The organism is Priestia sp. SIMBA_032 (assembly GCF_046535215.1).
GTDB classification, from domain to species: Bacteria; Bacillota; Bacilli; order Bacillales; family Bacillaceae_H; genus Priestia; species Priestia aryabhattai.
In genome coordinates, this window is record NZ_JAWRXD010000005.1 from 319,668 (window position 1) to 338,685 (window position 19,018).

17 protein-coding genes and 1 pseudogene are annotated in these 19,018 nt (G+C 34.9%); 11 read left to right on the plus strand and 7 right to left on the minus strand.

Going from position 1 to position 19,018, the window contains the following annotated elements; all coding sequences use genetic code 11:
• Positions 1-45: 45 nt before the first annotated feature.
• Complete coding sequence (locus SB717_RS18835) at positions 46-1,476, minus strand: aminotransferase-like domain-containing protein (RefSeq protein WP_410904440.1); 1,431 nt, start codon at positions 1,474-1,476, stop codon at positions 46-48.
• Between the two features lie 112 nt (positions 1,477-1,588).
• Here SB717_RS18835 and SB717_RS18840 point away from each other — a divergent pair, with 112 nt between their 5' ends.
• Positions 1,589-2,518 carry a DMT family transporter gene (locus SB717_RS18840; protein WP_200508534.1) on the plus strand — a complete coding sequence of 310 codons (930 nt, stop codon included), beginning with the start codon at positions 1,589-1,591 and terminating at the stop codon, positions 2,516-2,518.
• A gap of 392 nt (positions 2,519-2,910) precedes the next feature.
• Here SB717_RS18840 and SB717_RS18845 read toward each other — a convergent pair whose 3' ends face one another.
• Positions 2,911-4,203 (minus strand): MFS transporter, encoded by a 1,293-nt coding sequence (locus SB717_RS18845; RefSeq protein ID WP_410904441.1) that lies wholly within the window; start codon positions 4,201-4,203, stop codon positions 2,911-2,913.
• A gap of 154 nt (positions 4,204-4,357) precedes the next feature.
• Here SB717_RS18845 and SB717_RS18850 point away from each other — a divergent pair, with 154 nt between their 5' ends.
• Positions 4,358-5,275, plus strand: coding sequence for a LysR family transcriptional regulator (locus SB717_RS18850; protein WP_410904442.1), 918 nt, complete (start codon positions 4,358-4,360; stop codon positions 5,273-5,275).
• Positions 5,276-5,446: 171 nt separating this feature from the next.
• Complete coding sequence (locus tag SB717_RS18855; protein WP_410904443.1) at positions 5,447-5,887, plus strand: DMT family transporter; 441 nt, start codon at positions 5,447-5,449, stop codon at positions 5,885-5,887.
• Positions 5,888-6,461: 574 nt separating this feature from the next.
• On the opposite strand, the gene SB717_RS18860 is transcribed toward SB717_RS18855, so the two are convergent.
• Complete coding sequence (locus SB717_RS18860; protein ID WP_013084390.1) at positions 6,462-6,653, minus strand: hypothetical protein; 192 nt, start codon at positions 6,651-6,653, stop codon at positions 6,462-6,464.
• A gap of 668 nt (positions 6,654-7,321) precedes the next feature.
• On the opposite strand from SB717_RS18860, the gene SB717_RS18865 reads away from it, so the two are divergent.
• Together SB717_RS18865 and SB717_RS18870 are read left to right on the plus strand one after the other, a co-directional pair.
• Positions 7,322-7,831 (plus strand): GNAT family N-acetyltransferase, encoded by a 510-nt coding sequence (locus tag SB717_RS18865; protein ID WP_013084389.1) that lies wholly within the window; start codon positions 7,322-7,324, stop codon positions 7,829-7,831.
• 105 nt (positions 7,832-7,936) lie between these two features.
• Positions 7,937-9,139 (plus strand): iron-containing alcohol dehydrogenase, encoded by a 1,203-nt coding sequence (locus tag SB717_RS18870; protein WP_410904444.1) that lies wholly within the window; start codon positions 7,937-7,939, stop codon positions 9,137-9,139.
• Between the two features lie 458 nt (positions 9,140-9,597).
• Here SB717_RS18870 and SB717_RS18875 read toward each other — a convergent pair whose 3' ends face one another.
• On the minus strand, positions 9,598-9,729 hold the full coding sequence (locus tag SB717_RS18875) for a hypothetical protein (RefSeq protein WP_410904445.1): 132 nt from the start codon (positions 9,727-9,729) through the stop codon (positions 9,598-9,600).
• A gap of 600 nt (positions 9,730-10,329) precedes the next feature.
• On the opposite strand from SB717_RS18875, the gene SB717_RS18880 reads away from it, so the two are divergent.
• Positions 10,330-10,509 (plus strand): hypothetical protein, encoded by a 180-nt coding sequence (locus SB717_RS18880; RefSeq protein ID WP_182005949.1) that lies wholly within the window; start codon positions 10,330-10,332, stop codon positions 10,507-10,509.
• Positions 10,510-10,703: 194 nt separating this feature from the next.
• Positions 10,704-11,201, plus strand: a complete 498-nt coding sequence (locus SB717_RS18885) for a spore coat protein (RefSeq protein ID WP_410904446.1) — start codon at positions 10,704-10,706, stop codon at positions 11,199-11,201.
• Here the strand turns inward: SB717_RS18885 and SB717_RS18890 are convergent.
• Positions 11,192-11,992 (minus strand): DUF2935 domain-containing protein, encoded by an 801-nt coding sequence (locus SB717_RS18890; protein WP_410904447.1) that lies wholly within the window; start codon positions 11,990-11,992, stop codon positions 11,192-11,194. The genes SB717_RS18885 and SB717_RS18890 overlap by 10 nt on opposite strands.
• 449 nt (positions 11,993-12,441) lie before the next feature.
• Positions 12,442-13,215, minus strand: a complete 774-nt coding sequence (locus SB717_RS18895) for an alpha/beta fold hydrolase (RefSeq protein WP_410904448.1) — start codon at positions 13,213-13,215, stop codon at positions 12,442-12,444.
• 278 nt (positions 13,216-13,493) lie between these two features.
• Between SB717_RS18895 and SB717_RS18900 the strand changes: the two genes are divergently transcribed.
• A complete protein-coding gene (locus tag SB717_RS18900) occupies positions 13,494-14,114 on the plus strand; it encodes a sugar phosphate isomerase/epimerase family protein (protein ID WP_410904491.1) in 621 nt (206 codons plus the stop codon).
• A gap of 101 nt (positions 14,115-14,215) precedes the next feature.
• Here the strand turns inward: SB717_RS18900 and SB717_RS18905 are convergent, their stop codons facing one another.
• Entirely contained in the window at positions 14,216-15,175 is a 960-nt protein-coding gene (locus SB717_RS18905) for a DMT family transporter (RefSeq protein WP_410904449.1), read from the minus strand.
• Between the two features lie 157 nt (positions 15,176-15,332).
• Between SB717_RS18905 and SB717_RS18910 the strand changes: the two genes are divergently transcribed.
• The 3 genes and pseudogenes from SB717_RS18910 to SB717_RS18920 all read left to right on the plus strand — a co-directional run.
• Positions 15,333-16,175, plus strand: a complete 843-nt coding sequence (locus tag SB717_RS18910) for a TrmB family transcriptional regulator (protein ID WP_410904450.1) — start codon at positions 15,333-15,335, stop codon at positions 16,173-16,175.
• 442 nt (positions 16,176-16,617) lie between these two features.
• Positions 16,618-17,508, plus strand: coding sequence for an N-acetylmuramic acid 6-phosphate etherase (gene murQ / locus SB717_RS18915; protein ID WP_410904451.1), 891 nt, complete (start codon positions 16,618-16,620; stop codon positions 17,506-17,508).
• Positions 17,509-17,540: 32 nt separating this feature from the next.
• Positions 17,541-18,932 (plus strand): annotated as a pseudogene (locus SB717_RS18920) (PTS transporter subunit EIIC); the annotation flags it as partial.
• Between the last annotated feature and the right edge of the window lie 86 nt (positions 18,933-19,018).

The following is a 19,018-nucleotide window of genomic DNA, read 5'->3' on the forward strand; positions in this document are numbered from 1 at the left end:
ATGTAAGGTATTTTCATGTTATGCTACTGTTAAAAAGGCATTCCTCTAATTTCCATCTGGACATAACAAACGAGATAGGCTGACAAGTCGTTTTAAACCATCCCTCAATTGTTGTTCATTCAGATAGGAATAGCTCAAGCGTATCCATGACTTTAATTCCCTGAGCGGATCACAGATGGAACCGGGGACAAAAGTAATGGATTGCTCCATGCACTTACTAAGAAGACTTTCCATCGGGATTGACTCAGGGAGCATAATCCATAAATTAAAACCTCCTGTCGGACTGGACCATTTCCAGCCAGTGACAGACAATTCTTCTTCCATTATGTCCTTGCGAACCGCCAGGGCAATCCGCAGTTTTTCCAAATGTTTCTGCATCCGTTCGGAAAAGAAATAATGCAAAAAAATCTTTTGGTTCAACAATGGCGCTCCACTGTCTGATAATGATTTTGCGCTTACGAAAAATTTCATTAAGGATGGATGGCAAGCCAAACTGGCAATACTCAGACCAGGAGCTACGTATTTACTAAAGCTGCGAATATAGATGACATATCCTTCTGTGTCATAAGAAAAAATCGGCAGAGGGGGTTCCTTCCCAAAGTAAATGTCACAGCAGGGATCATCCTCTATCAATAGACACTGGTATTTATGGGCAATATCTACTAACCTCTTCCTTTGTTCAGCCGGTACGGTGTATCCTGTTGGATTGTGAAAGGTAGGGTTGAGATAAAAGAGGCGTGGTTTATATTTTTGCATTATTATTTCTACCTCATCCAAATCATAGCCAGAAGGGTGAATCTCAATTGGAATGATTTTAGCACCTTGTCTTCTGAAAACATCAATGGCAGGGCTGTAAGTGGGTCTCTCCAGCAATACTGTATCTCTGGGCTTTATCAAGACCCTGGCGATTAAATCAATGGCTTCTTGCGAACCGGACGTAATCAACAATTCATCCATAGTTAGGTAGAAATTATACTGATTTGTGAAATAACGGCACAGGGCTTCCCTCAGTTCTTGATCCCCCTGAGTGGTAGAATATGTCCCCAGCACTTTTGGATACAGATCAAACACTTTCTTAACGTATTCTGAAAAATAAAGATTGGGCAAAAGATTAGGATCGAGCAGCGCTTTGGAAAATTGATAAGTAGCTTGGACCTGATGAATTTCAGAGAGATGGCTTTCATGTACGTAGGCTGAAATAATTGGGTCGTGCTGTGAATCCATTGGCAGAATGCTTCCTGGTTGAACATAGTATCCTGATTTATCCTTGACATAAACCTTTTGGTTATTCTTCAGCAATTGATACGCTTTAAAGACAGTTAGCCGATGTACACCGAATTCCATAGCCAGCGTGCGAACAGAAGGAAGCTTTTCATGTGCCTTCCACTCTCCGCGCCTGATCCTTTCCAGAATATAGTCATAAATTTGTTCGAAAAGCTTATCTGAATGAACGTTTGAGAGAATCTCTCTTTTCATATCGTTTTCACCTCTTTTCTTATAGTATATATGACTTATTGGAAATCTGTTCTATTTTATCTAATCTGTTCTATTACTTCCTGCTTATGATAAGGAAAAGGAGGAATTAGAAATGGTATTATTCAATTATATCTTGATGTGTTTGATTTTCGGGACGACTTTTTTAGCTATCAAAGTAGGGATTGATACGGGGGCGTCTCCCTTTTTCTCAGCCGGAATTCGTTTTATGCTTGCAGGTATGGTTCTATTTTTATTGATGGCTTGGAAAAGAAAGGCGAGTTTATCACTTCTACTCTGTAAGGAGATGTTTCTTACAGGAATTGGATTAACCCTCGGAGTTTTTGCACCATTGTATTGGGCAGAACAGTATGTGAGTTCCGGAATTGCAGCAGTATTATCAGCAACAGCCCCAATCATGATTCTGCTGCTTCAAGCTGGCATTTCTCAACATAAGCTCTCTGTCACATCCTGGGCAGGTTGCCTCGTAGGATTTGCTGGTGTGATCTTACTTCTTTTGCCTAGTTTTACTATCACATTTAATAAGTTTTGGATGATTAGCTGCGTTGCTATCTTATTAGGTCAAGTCTTTTATTCTGCCGGTACCGTCTATTCCCGGCGTGTAATACAACAATTTCAAGATACCTCTCCCATCACTTTGAATGCAGTTCAGATGATGTATGGTGGAGGGATGCTGCTTGTTTTATCGTTGTTCACGGAAAAAGTGCACATTGAATCTATGCTAAACCCAAAGGCTATCACTTCGCTTCTATACTTAATCATCGTTGGTTCCATGATGGGACATACTCTTTTCTATTGGCTGGTAGCCAAAACGAATCCTGTTTTTCCATCCACTTGGCTCTATATCTCTCCCCTGATTGCCCTTAGTTTGGGAGCTCTTTTATATCATGAGCCTCTTACATTACTGTCGTTGGCAGGGGGAATCACGATTATCGTTGGAATCGTTCTGGTCAATGTAGATAACTTAAAACAGTTAGTGGACAAAAAGCCAAAAAAAGTGGAAAAAGTATGCAATCAACGATAATATCCTGATACATGACAATAAAACAATCAATTTTAAAAAGTAAGAACACTTTATCTATTTTAACGTTTCAATTGCTATAATTTTTGTTCTTTTATATGTAAGAATAACCCATAAGAACCCTGAATTGGGCAAAGTCTATGTAAGAAGATACTAATAAAAAAGAATTATAAATAGCTTTAGGAAAACACAGATATACAATGTCAAGGAAATCCAAATAACAAGCCTAATTTTCGCTTTAAGCAAATAGAAATTAAATTTTAGCTACTTCGGAAAAGCAGCTTTTAGTAATTAAGTAGATTCTATCGAATACAAAATGCTTTTCCGAATCCATAAAAACTTTGTCGGATAAATAATTTATCCTGTACGGTGAGGGTAAATTAAATACATCAATTTTAGTTTTCTATGCATTGCTGTTTATTCATTATTCCTTCTTTAGTTAATTGACTTGAATATTGTTTTTTAATAATAATGACAAATAAACTTGCTAATATACAGAAGGTTCCTGCTAAGAAGAAGGCCCAGGTGTAAGAGTTGAAAAATCTATAGATTAGACCGCCTCCATATGCTGCTACTGCAGAACCTGCCTGATGAGATGCATTAATCCAGCCATAAACTATTCCACTTTTATTGATGCCGAAGATTCGTCTTGAGATACTAATAGTTGGTGGAACAGTTGCAATCCAATCTAATCCATAAAACACAGTAAAGATAATTAGCATAGTCATAGAACCTTCAATTAATGCATAAGGAAGTAATACAAGAGAAGCTCCTCTTAAGCTGTAGTACCAAAACAATAGCCACCGATTATCGAAACGATCTGATAGCCAACCGGATAGAGTTGTTCCTAATAGGTCAAAAATTCCCATAAATGAAAGAAACGAAGCTGCTGTAACTAAAGGGAGGCCAAAACTCATACAGTAAGAAACAAAATGTGTACCAATTAAACCGTTCGTTGAAAGCCCACAAATAAAGTAACTTCCAGATAATAACCAAAATTCCTTCACTTTCACAGCTTGGAATAACCCCTTGAAGGCTATAGTAATAGGATTTTCCTTTTGGCTTTCATTGCTTCCTTGTATTTCTTGTTCAAGTCCATAGGGAAGAATACCAACATCCTTTGGTGTGTTTTTCATAAATAAGAGGGTTATTATAAGCATAATGAAGCTAAGGATCATAATTAAACCAAGGGCTGGGCGCCACGAATAATTTTCTATAATAGCCGCCAAAACAGGAAGTAGAATTAACTGTCCTGTCGCTGTACTTGCCGTTAATATTCCTATTGCAAGCCCTCTTCTTTTCTCAAACCAATGATTAGCCACATATGGACTTAACACTGTTAAAAAAAGACTTGATCCTAGTCCAATAATAAAGCCCCAAATGATGATCATCTGCCATGATTGATTCATAATGAACGTTAGTATAATGCCAGTCAGCAAAGTTGTCATAGAAATGATCATCATTTTTTTTAAGCCAATTATGTTAAGTAATGCTGCCATAAACGGGCCTGATACACCATATAAAAACATACTAATAGCAAAAGCTAGTGCAATAACAGAACGATCCCAGCCAAATTCATTTTCGAAAGGTTCTATGAAAACCCCTGATGATGACATGACGATTCCGGCTACGATAATAGAAAAAAATGTTATAACCAGAATAAACCAGCTATAGTGTATATGTTTCAAAACTTAATCACCCCTGTTATTTTTAAATAATGTCCTGTTTTCTATTGTTCTTAATATTAAGTCATAACTTATTATCAGTAAAATTGAAAAACACGATGTTACCCATCGTGTTTTTTGATACTATAAAACAAAAAGTAAAATAAAAGTGGGTGATATGATGGAAATACGTCATTTTGTTACATTTAAAAAGATCATTGAAACGGGTAGCTTTACACAAGCAGCAGAACATTTAGGTTACACTCAATCCACGGTGACTTCTCATATTCAGGCACTTGAAGAACATATAGGTGCACCTCTTTTTGATCGAATGGGTCGGAAGGTTAGATTGACTGATATTGGAAAGAAGTTGTTGCCCTATACTCAAGAGATTTTAGATACCTATGGAAAGATCGAAAGCATCAGCAATGATGGAGAAGAAATAAGAGGAGAATTAAAGATTGCAGCCCCAGAATCTTTAACGGTATACCGCCTAGAACCAATATTAAGAGAATATAGAAAGAAGTTTCCTCATGTAAATATAAGTTTAAGCAATGCAACCTGCCGAGATAACAAAAGAGCAATACTTAATGGTAGTGCAGATATTGCATTTGTCATGTTGCCGCAGTTGCAGGATTCAGATTTAATCGTCCATTCATTATTAGACGAACCACTTGTCCTTGTTGGAAGTGCTGATTGTTGCGTGCTGAATACTTTAGATAAAAGCTACGAAAACCAAAGGATAAGTGAGTGCCTGATTGTGAACGAGCAAGAATGCAGTTATCGAACGATATTTGAAGAGTACCTTAGAGAACGGGGAATCGTCCCTTCTCACACAATGGAGCTTTGGAGTATAGAAGCGATGAAACGTTGTATAATGAGTGGACTTGGTATTGCTTGTTTACCTTTAATGACAGTAAATGATGAAATTAAGGAAGGGAGGTTAAAAATAATTCCCTGTGTCGGTGGCTTTAAACAAATTTTCTCTCAAGTCGCTTATCGCAAAAATAAGTGGATTTCTCCAGCTTTATCGATGTTTATTGAGATTACTTTGAAACATGCAAGAGGCTGGTCATGTGAAGAAGCTACTTGTTGAGCAAACATGGAGCTTTTTAATAAACAAAAACTCAACCTCTCTAATTTAATACAGAGAAATTGAGCTTTTTAGTATTGAAATTTCTTTAGTCATCCACATATAGAAAAAATATTAACAATTCTCAGTTACAATTAGCTATGTTAAATATAAAAGAGTTGTGGGAGGACTATAATGATAATTTTTTTAATTATATTTGCATTATTAGCTGGTATGGCTTTACCTACTCAGTTTAGTGTTAATGCTCAATTGAGATCTGTCGTACATTCCCCTATCATTGCTTCGACTATTTCCTTTATCGTTGGTGCAATCATTTTGCTTATTATATCTTTGTTCGGAAAAGGTATGAGTGTAAACAAAGAATGGTTCGCAGCACCGTGGTGGGTATGGACTGGAGGTCTTTTAGGAGCTTTTTATGTAGTTGCATCTATTGTACTTATACCTCGTCTAGGAGCTACTGCTACAGTTGCTTATATTCTTGCAGGCCAAATGGTTGCTTCTACTTTAATCGACCATTTTGGATTAATAGGAGTGCATGTGCACTCTTTAAGCATTCCTAGAGCAATAGGAATAGCTTTAATCATTGGTGGAGTTATTATCATTCAAAAATTCTAAAAAGTAGTAATATAGAACAAAATAGTTGGGAAATCGACAATAAACATAACGTCATACAGTAGAAAAATAACTAATAGTTTTTCTAAATAAGCACTGACTATTTCCTATTTTAGTTAGTGCTTATTTTAAATACGTTTTTATTTTTTCCTTACATAAAATGAACATCAATTAGTTTACTTGGCCTCATTTTGTTCTTTAACTCAAACACGTCATCAATGAAAACAAATAGTTCACCAAGGGAATCAACAAACTGAATGAATCCTGTCTCTGTTATGATTTGGCCTTGCCTATAATAAGTAAGCTAAGTGAAAAAAAAAGCGTTTGAAAGCATTTTATAACATTTCCTAGTTTCTAAGAAATGTTGCCCAAACAAAAAAGGACATTTCTTCTATGCCCTGTTCCCTCGTATCAGCCCCGCCTACGCTAAATACTATGACAGCCACTCATGCCATCCAACCTATACTTAGTATAAACGAAAGCGTTTACAAAGTAAAAATATTGATGAAATATTCTGTCTATTTTTTATATTAAACTTATCTATATCGAATAATATCAAATATGATAGATGAAATTTTTAATGTCTAGAGATTAACTCACTCATTAATCTGTTTAAAGCAATGTGTAATATATCATGTTCTGTATACTCTTGTTCGAAGGCTAGACTTCTTTTTTCTTTTTTTCTTAATAACTTTCTAATTTCATCACATAAGTAAATTTGAGAATCCAAAAGCTTTATTTCTTTTATATCTTTTGTTTGTTTGGACATGAAATCAACTCCTTTATCAACCTTTAAGAAACTATTCTATCTTAAAAAGTAAAAATCCTTCTTCTATTACATCGGATTAACGTAATAGGGTTTATCAGAAGGAACAACCTTAGATTAGAGAAAAAATTGATTCTGTTTTTTGAGAAACAATGTGTCAATAATACTACAAAAGGATTCTTTTTCTATTTAAATATTTCTTAAGGTGCAAATCCTTGAAAAACAAATTCCTTTAATTATAATTAATGGTAAAATAATCAATAAAAAAGGAGGTTAAATCTAAGATAACAGGTGCCAAACTAATAATTATTTCGAACAGAAAGTTTAATGATTTTACAAGTTATAAAATCTATCGCATTATAAAATATCATTGAAAGAAGAGAAATAAGAAAATTGATTTAATAGCTCAAACCAATGAATTAACCTTAATTAAGGATTAAACATATATAGATGAAAGAGAGGGGTTTTTATTGATTCCAGAATTATATACAAAAAGGTTATATTTAAATAGATTAATGGTTTAATTCAATTATGCATCTACTTATTTTAATTTGACTGTTGTATATCGTAAGTAGAAATGCACATGTACCTTTGTCAGCGATATTTATGGAATCAAGTATGGAGTGGATTATAGCTTGTGGTTAACTTTTTTGGAAGGAGCAGATAAATAAATGAGTACAAAAAGAATACGCCTTACGCCTTTTGAAACAACTCACATTCAATACTTACATAAATGGTTAAATGATGAACGTGCAATACAAATGATAGGCAGGACACCTTTAACTTATGAAGAGGTAGTACAAGAAGTAGAAAAGAAAAGAATGAATAACGATTTAATTTTAGGAATCGAAAGCGATGAAAAAGAATTAGTTGGATGGGTATTTCTGAAAGATATAGACTATGCACATGGAAGAGCTAGTATAGGGATTCTTTTATCTTCAGAATCTAGGGGTCACGGGTACGGTCGAATGGCTATGGAGCAAATGATTGATCTAGGGTTTAAACAGCTTCGTCTAAATAAAATCTATTTAACAACAAGAGGAATAAACGAACAGGCGATTGAATTATATAAAAAAATTGGTTTTGTTACCGAAGGGAAATTAAGAAATCATGCCTATGTGGAGGGGAAGTACGTAGATACATATTTTATGGGTATACTGGCTTCAGAATGGAACAAGTAAACTTACTTTTTTAGCATAAAAAGCTAAATTTGTCGGCTATCCTGAAATAAAAAACTAGTACTTCCTAAGATAAGTATGTAATTTTAGACAATGGGAGGGGTATAAATGAAATCCTATAACTATTATTGTTCTACTCAAATTGAGGTAGGGATGGGGAAAGCTAGAGAATTACCAGAAATGCTAACATCTTTAAAAATTGATTCATCAATTTTAATCGTAAGTGACCCTGGAGTGGTTCGTACAGGACTAGTTTCGCCAATTATAACGGTCCTGGAGGCTTCTGGATATCGAGTATTGTTATTCGACTCCATTGAACAAAATCCTCGAGATAAGAATTGCTTGGAAGGTGCTAAGTTATTTCGTGACTTTGGTGCAGATGCAGTTGTTGCCATTGGTGGCGGAAGTGCAATGGATACAGGAAAAGCCATTGCACTGTGCGGCCCAAACGGTGGGGAACCCTCTGACTATGCAGACGGCCGACTCCTATATACAAACATTGCACCAGTTATTTGTATTCCAACTACTTCAGGTACAGGATCAGAGGTTACTCGTTCCGCCGTTATTACCGAGGCGTCTACACATCGAAAAATGACACTCAAACATGCTTCATTAAGACCTGTCTTGGCAATTCTTGATCCTGAACTAACATTAAGTCTTCCTCCTTCTGTTACTGCTGCTACTGGTATTGATGCATTAGTTCATGCGATTGAAGGTTATACATGCAAAGTAACAAATCCTATTTCACAAGCACTTGGGGTTCAAGCAATGAGAACCATTGTTTCAGCATTGCCTATCGTTTTCCGCGATGGTAAAAATGAAGCGGCTCGTCAAGATATGCTGGAAGGCAGTCTCTTAGCTGGCCTTTGTTTCGGATCTGCAGATGTTGCCTCTGTACACTGCTTAGCAGAAGCACTTGGAGGACTTTATGATACTCCGCATGGAGTTGCTAATGCAGTGTTTTTACCATATGTATTAAGGTTCAATTCTATGGAGAATAAGCAATTACATGCGACATTAGCAAGGTATATGGACTTTGCCAAGGATTCAGATTCTGATGAAATAGCTGTTGAAAAATTAATTCAAGGGATTATAGAATTAACGGAATCATTAAACATTCCTAAATTGAAAGACTTAGAAGGTGTAAAGAAAGAAGACTTTCCGAGTATTGTAAGGTTGGCCATGCAAAACAACTCAACATCAAGTAACGTCCGTTTAATTACGGAGGCTGATTATATGCAAATCCTTGAACAAGCTTACTTTGACCGTGTAGATAGAAATTGGGATTCTGGAGTAGAGAGCTTGAAGTAAAGGATAAAAATTAAAAACTGGTCTCCAATTGTCAGGCTGTGTCTAACGATTGGGGCCAGTTTATAAACAGTATCTTCATGGCATTGTTTCTACTCTCTGAAAAGAACCAACATCACAGTTAAGAAAGCAGACCTTAGCCTGCTTTTCTATGTGTAAGCCATGTATTTATAGTTCATATAACGTTATTTATCGGCACAGAAAAGACCTTCTAACAAAAGAAGGTCTTTTTGTTTAACCAAAGAAATGAAAATAATGTTTATCTAAAATAAACAGAATGGATCCGGGCACGCCATAAAATAAAAATGCCCATATATTATGTTTTTGGTTCTCTTTTATCATTGCTCTTAAATCCATTCCCAACTAAGCTGTTCGTCTTTAAGAAGCTCATCTAATCTCTGATGAAATAATATTATTTTATTATTATTATCAAGGAGAAGCTGTAAAAAAAGAGTTACAGCTTAGGTGTTTAGGGGATGAGGAAAAAGAGGCAAAAAAACCATTGAGAATAATCCAAAACCGGACCCACTTGCTCCTTGAATAAAGCTCCCTATGAATAAAATAGACAAAATAAGAATTAATTCTTCTAACATATCTATGATTTCCCCTTATTGGTTAATCATTGAGATATACTAATTTTATTCTTTAGAACATCAAGTAATGTTTCTTATTTATTTCTGGTAAAAGGTTCTTATTTGTATACTGTTTTTCTAAATGTATATGATCTGTCAACCTAGTAAATATAATCCTTCTTTCCTAAATACTTACATCTGCACGGAATGATCATTTATCAACAAAGCTAAATTTAATTTCCTCAGATTTACAAGGAATAGTTCCAACGCTAGGTAGAAGAGGGGTTAATACATATTAGTTTTATTTCCTGGGCAAACTATCCAAGATGGATGAATCATCACTTTATGAATACCCTTCAAAGAACAGAAAAATCACTGATTAAGCCCAGTGGTTTTTCTGTTTTAAAGGTGTATATCTTATCCACCTTTACTTATCATAATGTGATTTACAGGTACAAATGAATCGTTCACAATTTTAAAAAAGTGATAAATATTGATTTGAAATATATATTAAATGAAGAAAAGGCATAAGAAAGTATAAACAAAAATAACATTTATATCTAGGTTGTTAAAAAAACTTATCCTTAATGAGCATTGTTTAGTTAAAAGGAGGGATTTTATATGGGTAATAATCAATCAAATGATTTAGAACAGGTATTAGAGAACAATCCAGCTGAAGCCGAATTAGATAAATCTGAGAAAGAATTTGTAATAAAGCCTTCTGATCCTTATCCGCACAAGTATTATACCGGAGACATTTCTATGGCTTCTAATACTGTGCCAAAAAACGAGAAGGAATAGAAAAGTTTCTTTTGATATCCCGATATAACCATCTTAGTTATGATAACAAAGATTATATACATTTTTTTCTTATAGAAATATCTTACTCAATAGAGGATAATATCTTATAAGGTATTTCTCACTCCATATATTAAGCCCTTGAAATTTATTTCAAGGGCTTTTTTGCTGCATCTTCATCATTGTAGGTTAGAAATATGAATAAATTTCTTCTTTTATTAAAGGATATCCTGAATCGCCAATTTCAATTTATGCAACAGGAATATAATACAGCTGTAGAATGTTTCAAAACAGGACAAAATCCTTCAACACCTACACAGAGTTATAAAAAGAATCAAGGCAATGACTTTGTATATGGACTTAAGCCTTCTCAGTCTAAGAAATCATTCCAATCTGCGTCAGAAATGACAGATGAGTGTATTTCTAGCCTTATGCTCGGTGCTGTAAAAGCATCGGCACCTATGAAAACGATGGCGGCTCTTGAAACAACCAACGCTGTTGTACGCCGTGTGTTAGCTGATTCTGTTCCAAATCTCATTGAGATGGCGCATGAAATTTCTCTCTATCAAAACAAGCACCATTATTACCAAGTACCACGGCTTGCTCAACAAGATAGCTTTTCTTATAAAATCAGATACATTTCTCCGTTTAAATCGTTCACAAATATAAAGGATAAAATTAGCATCTATTTGTAATGAGATGACGTAGGGTCACACGATGGTTTTACAGTATTCGTTGATTGCGCTAACTTAGTTAAATAGTAGCATTCTTCCCTCATCATATGATCGGCCATTAAAGCAGAAAATGTACTAAGCATTTCGTTTGATAGTTCTAATTCTTCGATCTCATGAAGAAATACTTGAAATAACTCTATTTCTAACTTAACGTCTTTGTTCATTTTCTTTAATGCTGGAAAGGATTCAAGGTTTGTTCTTAAATAACCAGTTAATTCTACAGCCTTCAGATAAAAATGTTCAAAATGGGTGGAAAATTGCATACTCTTTTGTTTTAATTGCTTTTCTACTGCATCAAGACTATTGGAAATAGCTCCAGCATGTCCTGCAGCATCTAATATCCATAACAAATGATGGTGAAGCTCGTGAAAGATGGGTGGAATTTGTTGTTGTCCTAAGTAGCTAAGAATTAATAAATACTCATCCAGCTCATTGACCATATGGTTTAGAAAAGTAGGTGTAAGATGAATCGTAAAGTCGGTTGTTAAGTGCTTTCTTAATAAGGAAAGTTTAAATTCTTTGAGTGCTATTGTTTGAGCTTTGGCTTTCATTGTAATGCTTTCCAGGTTGTTATGCTCTGCTTTAACTTCTTCTAACAAACTATTAAAAGTTTGGATGAAAGTTTTAGCTGTCTGTATTTCCTCTTGCTCTTTTTCAGCCAAGGCATCTAAGATAAATTGAGAATGGTCTTTCAAAATTTGAATCCAAAATGTATGTTCAAAAATTGCATTTTGAGTAAAGCTACTATTCATTGTTTTCCTCCTTTAATAAGATAGTCACTTTCCATACATATTAAAGAAAACCTATTTATATTAATATATAGGAGAAAATCTAGCACATTTAAGGTGAATGTTTTATCAAAACCAAAATATATTTTATCAAAACCAAAATACATTTTATAAAAAACAGTTATATTTCATTTTTTATTTTCGATTATAAGAGTAAAGTAGAAAAAGATTCTCTCATCCTCATTGCTTCAAGTGGACAATACGCTAAAGGAAAAGCCTACTGATTCATTCCGTATCAGTAGGCTTTCTAATTTATAATCATTTAAGCAAACTAATCTAGATCAACCAATCACCACTATAACTACCTTTCAATAAACAGAAGAACCACTGATTAAGCTCAGTAGTTTTTTCTGTTTGTTATGTATTTTATAATAGTTAAAAAAACACTTAAAGAAAGGGTTTTTCGCTTTGGTTTATAAATGAGATCTATTTAAGACAAATCCTGTAATTAACTCATTAAACTGAGTCCACTGTTTGGTAGGCAGTTGGTGACCTTGATTGGGTAAAACAAAGAATTCAGCATGCTTACACTTATTTTTATACTCTTTCATATAGTGAGCAGTCCAATCCTTTTTTCCACCATATATAAACAATAAAGGCATCGTTAAGCGATGAAGCTTGTCTACACAGTTATAGTGTAATGAATGATTATAATACTGATACCAGGATTCCTGGTCTGATTTCCTCATGTAACTAACTAGATTCTTTCTTAATGTTTTGTCTCGAGTATGACTTATAGCAAGGCCTGTTATTAGTATATTCGGATGTTCTTTTACCATATACATTCCTGTTTTATGTAATAGCCGTCCAGGTACATCTCTTACTATAGGATAAGCTCCTGAAAGTATTAATAATTCAATTCGATGGCGATAATGAATAGCTAGCTCTTGAGCAATTAGACAACCAGCAGAGTAACTACATATAATCACCTTGTCTAGATGCAGCGAATCCATAAAACGTACTAACTCGTTTGCATAAAAAGAAATTGATACAGGTTGTTTAGGTTTTGAGCTTCTTCCATGACCGCTTAAATCTGGAAAGATGACTCTCATATGTTTGGATAACTCGTGTTGATATTGAAATACTTTATATCCAAGTCCAGGGGGATGAATAAAGATGACAGGGGCGCCTTGTCCATACTCTTCATAATACAGATAGTGATTAGTGTTTGTTTCAATAAAAGTCATTATTTTTCACTCCAAAAAAATGTATGAAATATATCATATAAAGAGAAAAACTTCCCCAGTCTGCCTAAGGGAAGCTCTTTTCATAGGTTGCTTATAGTACACAATGAGAAATTGAGAGTGAACACCTCTCCATTTATTCAATAGTTTGATCAAGTTTCCGTGCTTTATTCATTGTTAAGTGTATTTGTTGTCTTATTTCTAATAATTATGAGTATCCTGACTAAATTTATATATTATATACAGTTTAAAAATAGAAAAAGACCATCTCCTTCCAGTCAATAAAAGAAGAACTAGAGAAAAGAAGCCTTGAATTGACCGCGACCACTCTAGTAGGAGATCTTACTTCATCTAGTAAAACAGAGAAACTTATTGCTTTACTAGATGATATGTCTGAACTTCAGCTTCGGTTTGAAAACGCTAAATATGTCGTTTTAATTGATGATTGTTATGCTGAGTTTTTTTATGGCGAATTGATTAGACCTCAGTTCTTAAATGAGGTAGAATGGAGCAAACTTATAAAAAATATTATAAAGATACGTGACCATGTCAGAACAAACTACGGTCTAGAGGTAGTTTTCCATCCACATGCCCAAAGTCATGTAGAAACAGAAGAACAAATTGAAAAGCTGTTAAACGATACCGATATTAACCTTTGTTTAGACACAGGCCATCTAGTATATGCAGATGGAGATCCAGCTGCTTTTATGCACAAACATTATCAGCCCATCCCTTACCTTCACCTGAAAAGCTGTGATTTAAAAGTAAGAGAAAAAATGCAAAGGGAAGGCTGGTCGTTTGCTAAAGCGGTAAGCGAGGATGTTATGTGTGAATCTGAACTGGGTGTAGTTGATATGAAGGCTTCTATGAAGGTATTGGAAGATATCAACTTTGATAAATAAAACAGAAGCATTTATCACCGAAAACTCAATGACTAGGTCAATGAGTTTTCGGCTTTTTTAGTTACCATATCTCTTATTATATTATTGGAAATAAAAAAGCTTTACTTTGACTGAGGACTTTTTGTAGGTGTATACTTTTTACTCGTTTCCTTCATGCTTAAAACCACACCCAAAAGGACAATGACTCCGCCAATAAATTGATTCATGCCAACTACTTCATTAAGTAGCAGAACAGAAAATAATACACCAAAAATAGGAACAAGATTCATTAAAGTCATGGCAGAACTAGAAGATAATTTGCGCAATCCAAAATTATATAATAAAAAAGCGATAACCGAACAGAAAACGCCTAGGTACAATAAAGTTAGAAATGATCTTATATCTGGTGTTTGCCAACTTGACTTCTCTATAAAGGCTAATGGAATAAACGTAATGGCTCCTGCCAAAGTTTGATAAAAAGAGATAGTAATCATGGAATATTTTTTGACAACTTTGCGAGTTGTGAAGTTATAGAGAGCAAAAATAAAACCTGCCACAATTAATATAATATTGCCAATCAATTGTTTATCATTTGTCTGAGTTTCAGGACTGTAGGATATTTGATATACACCTATCATCGCTACTCCAATTCCTATGGCCTTTACCCATGATGTCTTTTTTCTAAAAAAAAGAAATTCCATTAAAACCGTTATAGCGGGATACGCCGCTACAATAATAGCGGCATTCGATGCTGTTGTTAGTTCAACTCCTATGTTCTCCAGAGAAAAATAAAGGGTAGTACCTAGTACACCACTTATAGACATTAACCCTATGTCTTTGAATGAAGGCTTTATTTTATCTTTCCTGATTAAGAGAATAAATCCTAAAATAACAGCAGCTATAACAAAACGAGCCGCTCCTAGTGTAAGGGGTGGAAAAGATGTATAGGCTATTTTTGTTCCAACAAACGATGTACTCCATAAAAGGACGGCTATTACGGAAGCACTTATGTATAAACCATTTCCTTTTCTAACCTTTCTTGTTGTTAAGCTTTCTTGCTGTTTCGCTATCATTGTATCCATTATTACACCTCCAAGCAGTATTAAAAATTATATAGTAGCTACTTTTGTAGCGTCTAAAATTAAATTATAATTTTTAACCCAAACTGTCAAGGGTACTAATGGTATACTTAGTTTAAAATTATTGACTCTATCCGGGTATTATCAAGGAGGACCAATCATGACACTAGATATAATAAAAATTTTGAAAGATGTAAATTTTACTGAATATGAGGCAAAAGCATATTTAGCTTTACTAGAAAAATCTCCTCTTTCAGGGTATGCTATTTCATTAAATTCTGGAGTGCCCAGATCTAAAATTTATGAAGTATTAGGGGGACTAGTGGACCGAGGAGAAGTCATGATCAGTCATGAAAATCCCGCTCTATATACACCGTTACCTCCTAATGAATTAATCAACTTGAAAAAACGTAAAGCTGAATCCTCGTTTGAAGTAGCTGAAGAAGCTCTTGAAAATTATTCTTATGTATCTTTAAATAGAGAAAACATCTGGAACATTACAGGTTACGAGCCTATACTAAATCGTACAAAAGAAGCTATAAAAGAAGCTACAGGTCGTATTCTATTGGAAATATGGGCAGAAGATGCCCAGGAACTAAAAGAAGATTTACAAGCAGCAGCCAAAAGAGGCGTAGAAATTTTAATTGTGTCCTATGGAGATTTAGTATTTGATTTTGCGCAGGTTCATCAGCATGATGCAAGCGAAGAAATAACCAATGAATATGGGGGACGATGGATTGTTCTGAGCGCTGATGATCGAGAGGTAGTTGCAGGTATACTATCACTTGGTAAGGATAGCCGTGCTGCCTGGACGATGCATCCGGGATTAGTTATGCCAATTACGGAAGTTATCATTCACGACTTGTATATCTATGAAATGATGAAAAAACATCGAGGAATCCTAGAAGCAAGCTTTGGACCGAACCTTATTGAACTTCGTAATCGATTTAAATTTAACTCATCAGGTTATAGCGTAGCAGCAAAATTAGGATTGATTAAATAGCCAGTATTAATGCATATATACTAATAAAAAATCACTTATCATATGATTTTTGGATAACTACTTAAGATGGATGAAGCATTATTTGACTACTTTTTAATAAACAGAAAAACTACTGATTGAGGTCAGTGGTTTTTCTGTTTTTAAGCGGTGTATCGTATACATCTTTAGTTACCATAATGGCCTATTTAGGAACGTATGTAAAAAAGACTCCTTACGTAGGCAAGGAGTCAGTATTGGTATAAGAAATGCTTGATCTTTATACAGCGAAAGTTGTCTTATTTACTAAGATTTAGTCATATGATGTTTGTTAAAGGTCACATATTACTATAGTTTTTGAAATTAAATTTTAACATTTTAAAATAATTCTTGAAATTTAATTTCAAACACGTTATTCTGTACTTGAGAACGATTTCAAACAAAAACAAAGATAGGATGATAAGAAATGCTTGAACATTTAACTACTGAGACTCGTAATGAAAAAACAATGAATCTGGATGAAATGTCCATTTTTGATTTTCTTGCAACCATGAATGAAGAAGATGAAAAAGTTGCGAGTGCGATAAAAAAAGAACTTCCTTCTATTGCAAAAGCTGTAGAAGCTATTATAGAAGCTAAGAAACAAGGGGGGCGCCTTATTTATATAGGTGCAGGAACCAGTGGACGCATTGGCTTGCTTGATGCTGTTGAGTGTCCGCCTACATTTGGTACAAGTCCAGATGAAGTAGTAGGTTTAATTGCCGGCGGAGAAAAAGCCTTTATTAAAGCAGTAGAAGGAGCAGAAGATAGTAAAGAGTTAGGCATGGAAGATTTACAAAACATTCGACTTACTAAGGTGGACATCGTTGTGGGGATTGCAGCAAGTGGTCGTACACCTTATGTCATTGGAGCATTAGAATATGCGAACTCAATTGAAGCTCAGACAGTAGCTGTTAGTTGCAATAAAGGTTCTGATATTGGAAAGGTAGCAAACATTGCAATTGAAGTAGTAAATGGTCCTGAAGTATTAACAGGTTCGACTCGTTTAAAAGCTGGAACAGCACAAAAATTGGTTTGTAACATGCTTTCGACAGCTTCCATGGTAGGTATCGGAAAAGTGTATGGAAATCTAATGGTAGACGTTCAGCTGACGAATGAAAAGCTCGTAGAACGCGCAAAACGAATTGTGATGGAAGCAACTTCATGTACGTATGATACGGCAGAAGAGTACTTAGCAAAAGCAAATTGTAATTCTAAGCTTGCTATAGTCATGATTTTAACAGGACTTTCATATGAGGAATCTTTACATCGTTTAGAACAAACACAAGGATTTATCCGTCAAGCAATCGTGAATTAAGTAGCGAAAATATAAGGGAGATGGGAACAACTATGAGTAAACATCATCAAACAGCTAAAGAACTGCTTCAAGCTCTTGGAGGCAGTTCTAATATAGCGAATTATACACACTGTATGACAAGACTCCGAGTCACCCCAGTGAATCATAATAGAATTGATGAAGCGAGTATAAAACAAGTGAAAGGAGTGGTAGGAGTTGTCGATGATGATACGTATCAAATTATTCTAGGACCAGGAGTAGTTACGAAAGTTGCTGAACAATTTGGTATTGTACTTCAAGAAGATTCTGCAGCTCCTTCATCTGAAGATTTGACTTCAAAAGGTGCAGATATGAAGTCTGAGCTAAAAAAGAAAAACAATACGCCATTCAAAAATTTTTTACGAAAAATTGGAAGCATTTTCATACCTTTAATCCCAGCATTCGTAGGTGCAGGTTTAATAGCTGGTATTGCCTCTATTTTAGCCAATAGCATAACCGCAGGAGATCTTGATAAAGATACTTGGCAACAATACGTTACGATTCTTAATGTGATCAAAAATGCAATCTTCAGCTATTTAGTTATTTATGTAGGTATTAACGCAGCAAAAGAGTTTGGAGCTACTCCAGCCCTAGGTGGAGTTATCGGGGGTATCACCCTTTTAACGGGAGTTACAGAAGAATTTCCTATTATGAATATCTTTACTGATCAGCCTTTAACTGCTGGACAAGGCGGGGTTATCGGAGTTTTGATTGCTGTATGGTTACTTTCATTTTTAGAAAAATTCTTACGTCGATTTATTCCTGATGCAATCGATATTATTGTTACACCTACAATTGCTCTTCTGATTGTCGGATTGCTAACGATTTTCTTTATTATGCCTTTTGCAGGTCTCATTTCTAGTAATTTAATTGGTGGAATAGATTGGACACTTGAACGTGGAGGGGTTTTTGCAGGTTTTGTACTAGGAGTGGCATTTTTACCATTGGTGATGCTAGGTCTGCATCAAGTATTAATCCCTATTCATATTGAAATGATTAACACAGCCGGTATGACCATCTTGCTTCCGATTCTTGCAATGTCTGGTGCTGGACAAGTAGGTGCAACTTTAGCACTTTGGGTTCGTTGTCGTAAAAATAAATCACTTGTTACCATTATTAAAGGGGCTCTTCCTGTCGGAATATTAGGTATTGGAGAACCACTTATTTATGGAGTTATTCTTCCATTAGGACGCCCGTTCATTACTGCTTGTATCGGTGGAGGAATTGGAGGAGCTGTAATTGGAATGTTCGGAAATGTTGGTTCCATTGCTATCGGTCCATCTGGCCTAGCTTTAATTCCATTAATTGCTCATGGTTTATGGCTGAAATATATCATCGGCTTACTTGCAGGATATGCTGGAGGGTTCATCTGCACATATTTATTTGGCATACCAAAAGAGGCTATTACAGAAGGATCTAATAACAAAGAAGTACCTGAAGCGAAGACAAAAACTGAAGTTGCTGCAACAGGTGAGAAAAAAGAAATGAACGA

Excerpts from the sequence above, each read along its gene's own strand:
- SB717_RS18835 (WP_410904440.1), bottom strand. The coding sequence starts at position 1,476 with ATGAAAAGAGAGATTCTCTCAAACGTTCATTCAGATAAGCTTTTCGAA.
- SB717_RS18840 (WP_200508534.1), top strand. The coding sequence starts at position 1,589 with ATGGTATTATTCAATTATATCTTGATGTGTTTGATTTTCGGGACGACT.
- SB717_RS18850 (WP_410904442.1), top strand. The coding sequence starts at position 4,358 with ATGATGGAAATACGTCATTTTGTTACATTTAAAAAGATCATTGAAACG.
- SB717_RS18855 (WP_410904443.1), top strand. The coding sequence starts at position 5,447 with ATGATAATTTTTTTAATTATATTTGCATTATTAGCTGGTATGGCTTTA.
- SB717_RS18860 (WP_013084390.1), bottom strand. The coding sequence starts at position 6,653 with ATGTCCAAACAAACAAAAGATATAAAAGAAATAAAGCTTTTGGATTCT.
- SB717_RS18865 (WP_013084389.1), top strand. The coding sequence starts at position 7,322 with ATGAGTACAAAAAGAATACGCCTTACGCCTTTTGAAACAACTCACATT.
- SB717_RS18870 (WP_410904444.1), top strand. The coding sequence starts at position 7,937 with ATGAAATCCTATAACTATTATTGTTCTACTCAAATTGAGGTAGGGATG.
- SB717_RS18875 (WP_410904445.1), bottom strand. The coding sequence starts at position 9,729 with ATGTTAGAAGAATTAATTCTTATTTTGTCTATTTTATTCATAGGGAGC.
- SB717_RS18880 (WP_182005949.1), top strand. The coding sequence starts at position 10,330 with ATGGGTAATAATCAATCAAATGATTTAGAACAGGTATTAGAGAACAAT.
- SB717_RS18885 (WP_410904446.1), top strand. The coding sequence starts at position 10,704 with ATGAATAAATTTCTTCTTTTATTAAAGGATATCCTGAATCGCCAATTT.
- SB717_RS18890 (WP_410904447.1), bottom strand. The coding sequence starts at position 11,992 with ATGAATAGTAGCTTTACTCAAAATGCAATTTTTGAACATACATTTTGG.
- SB717_RS18895 (WP_410904448.1), bottom strand. The coding sequence starts at position 13,215 with ATGACTTTTATTGAAACAAACACTAATCACTATCTGTATTATGAAGAG.
- SB717_RS18905 (WP_410904449.1), bottom strand. The coding sequence starts at position 15,175 with ATGGATACAATGATAGCGAAACAGCAAGAAAGCTTAACAACAAGAAAG.
- SB717_RS18910 (WP_410904450.1), top strand. The coding sequence starts at position 15,333 with ATGACACTAGATATAATAAAAATTTTGAAAGATGTAAATTTTACTGAA.
- murQ (WP_410904451.1), top strand. The coding sequence starts at position 16,618 with ATGCTTGAACATTTAACTACTGAGACTCGTAATGAAAAAACAATGAAT.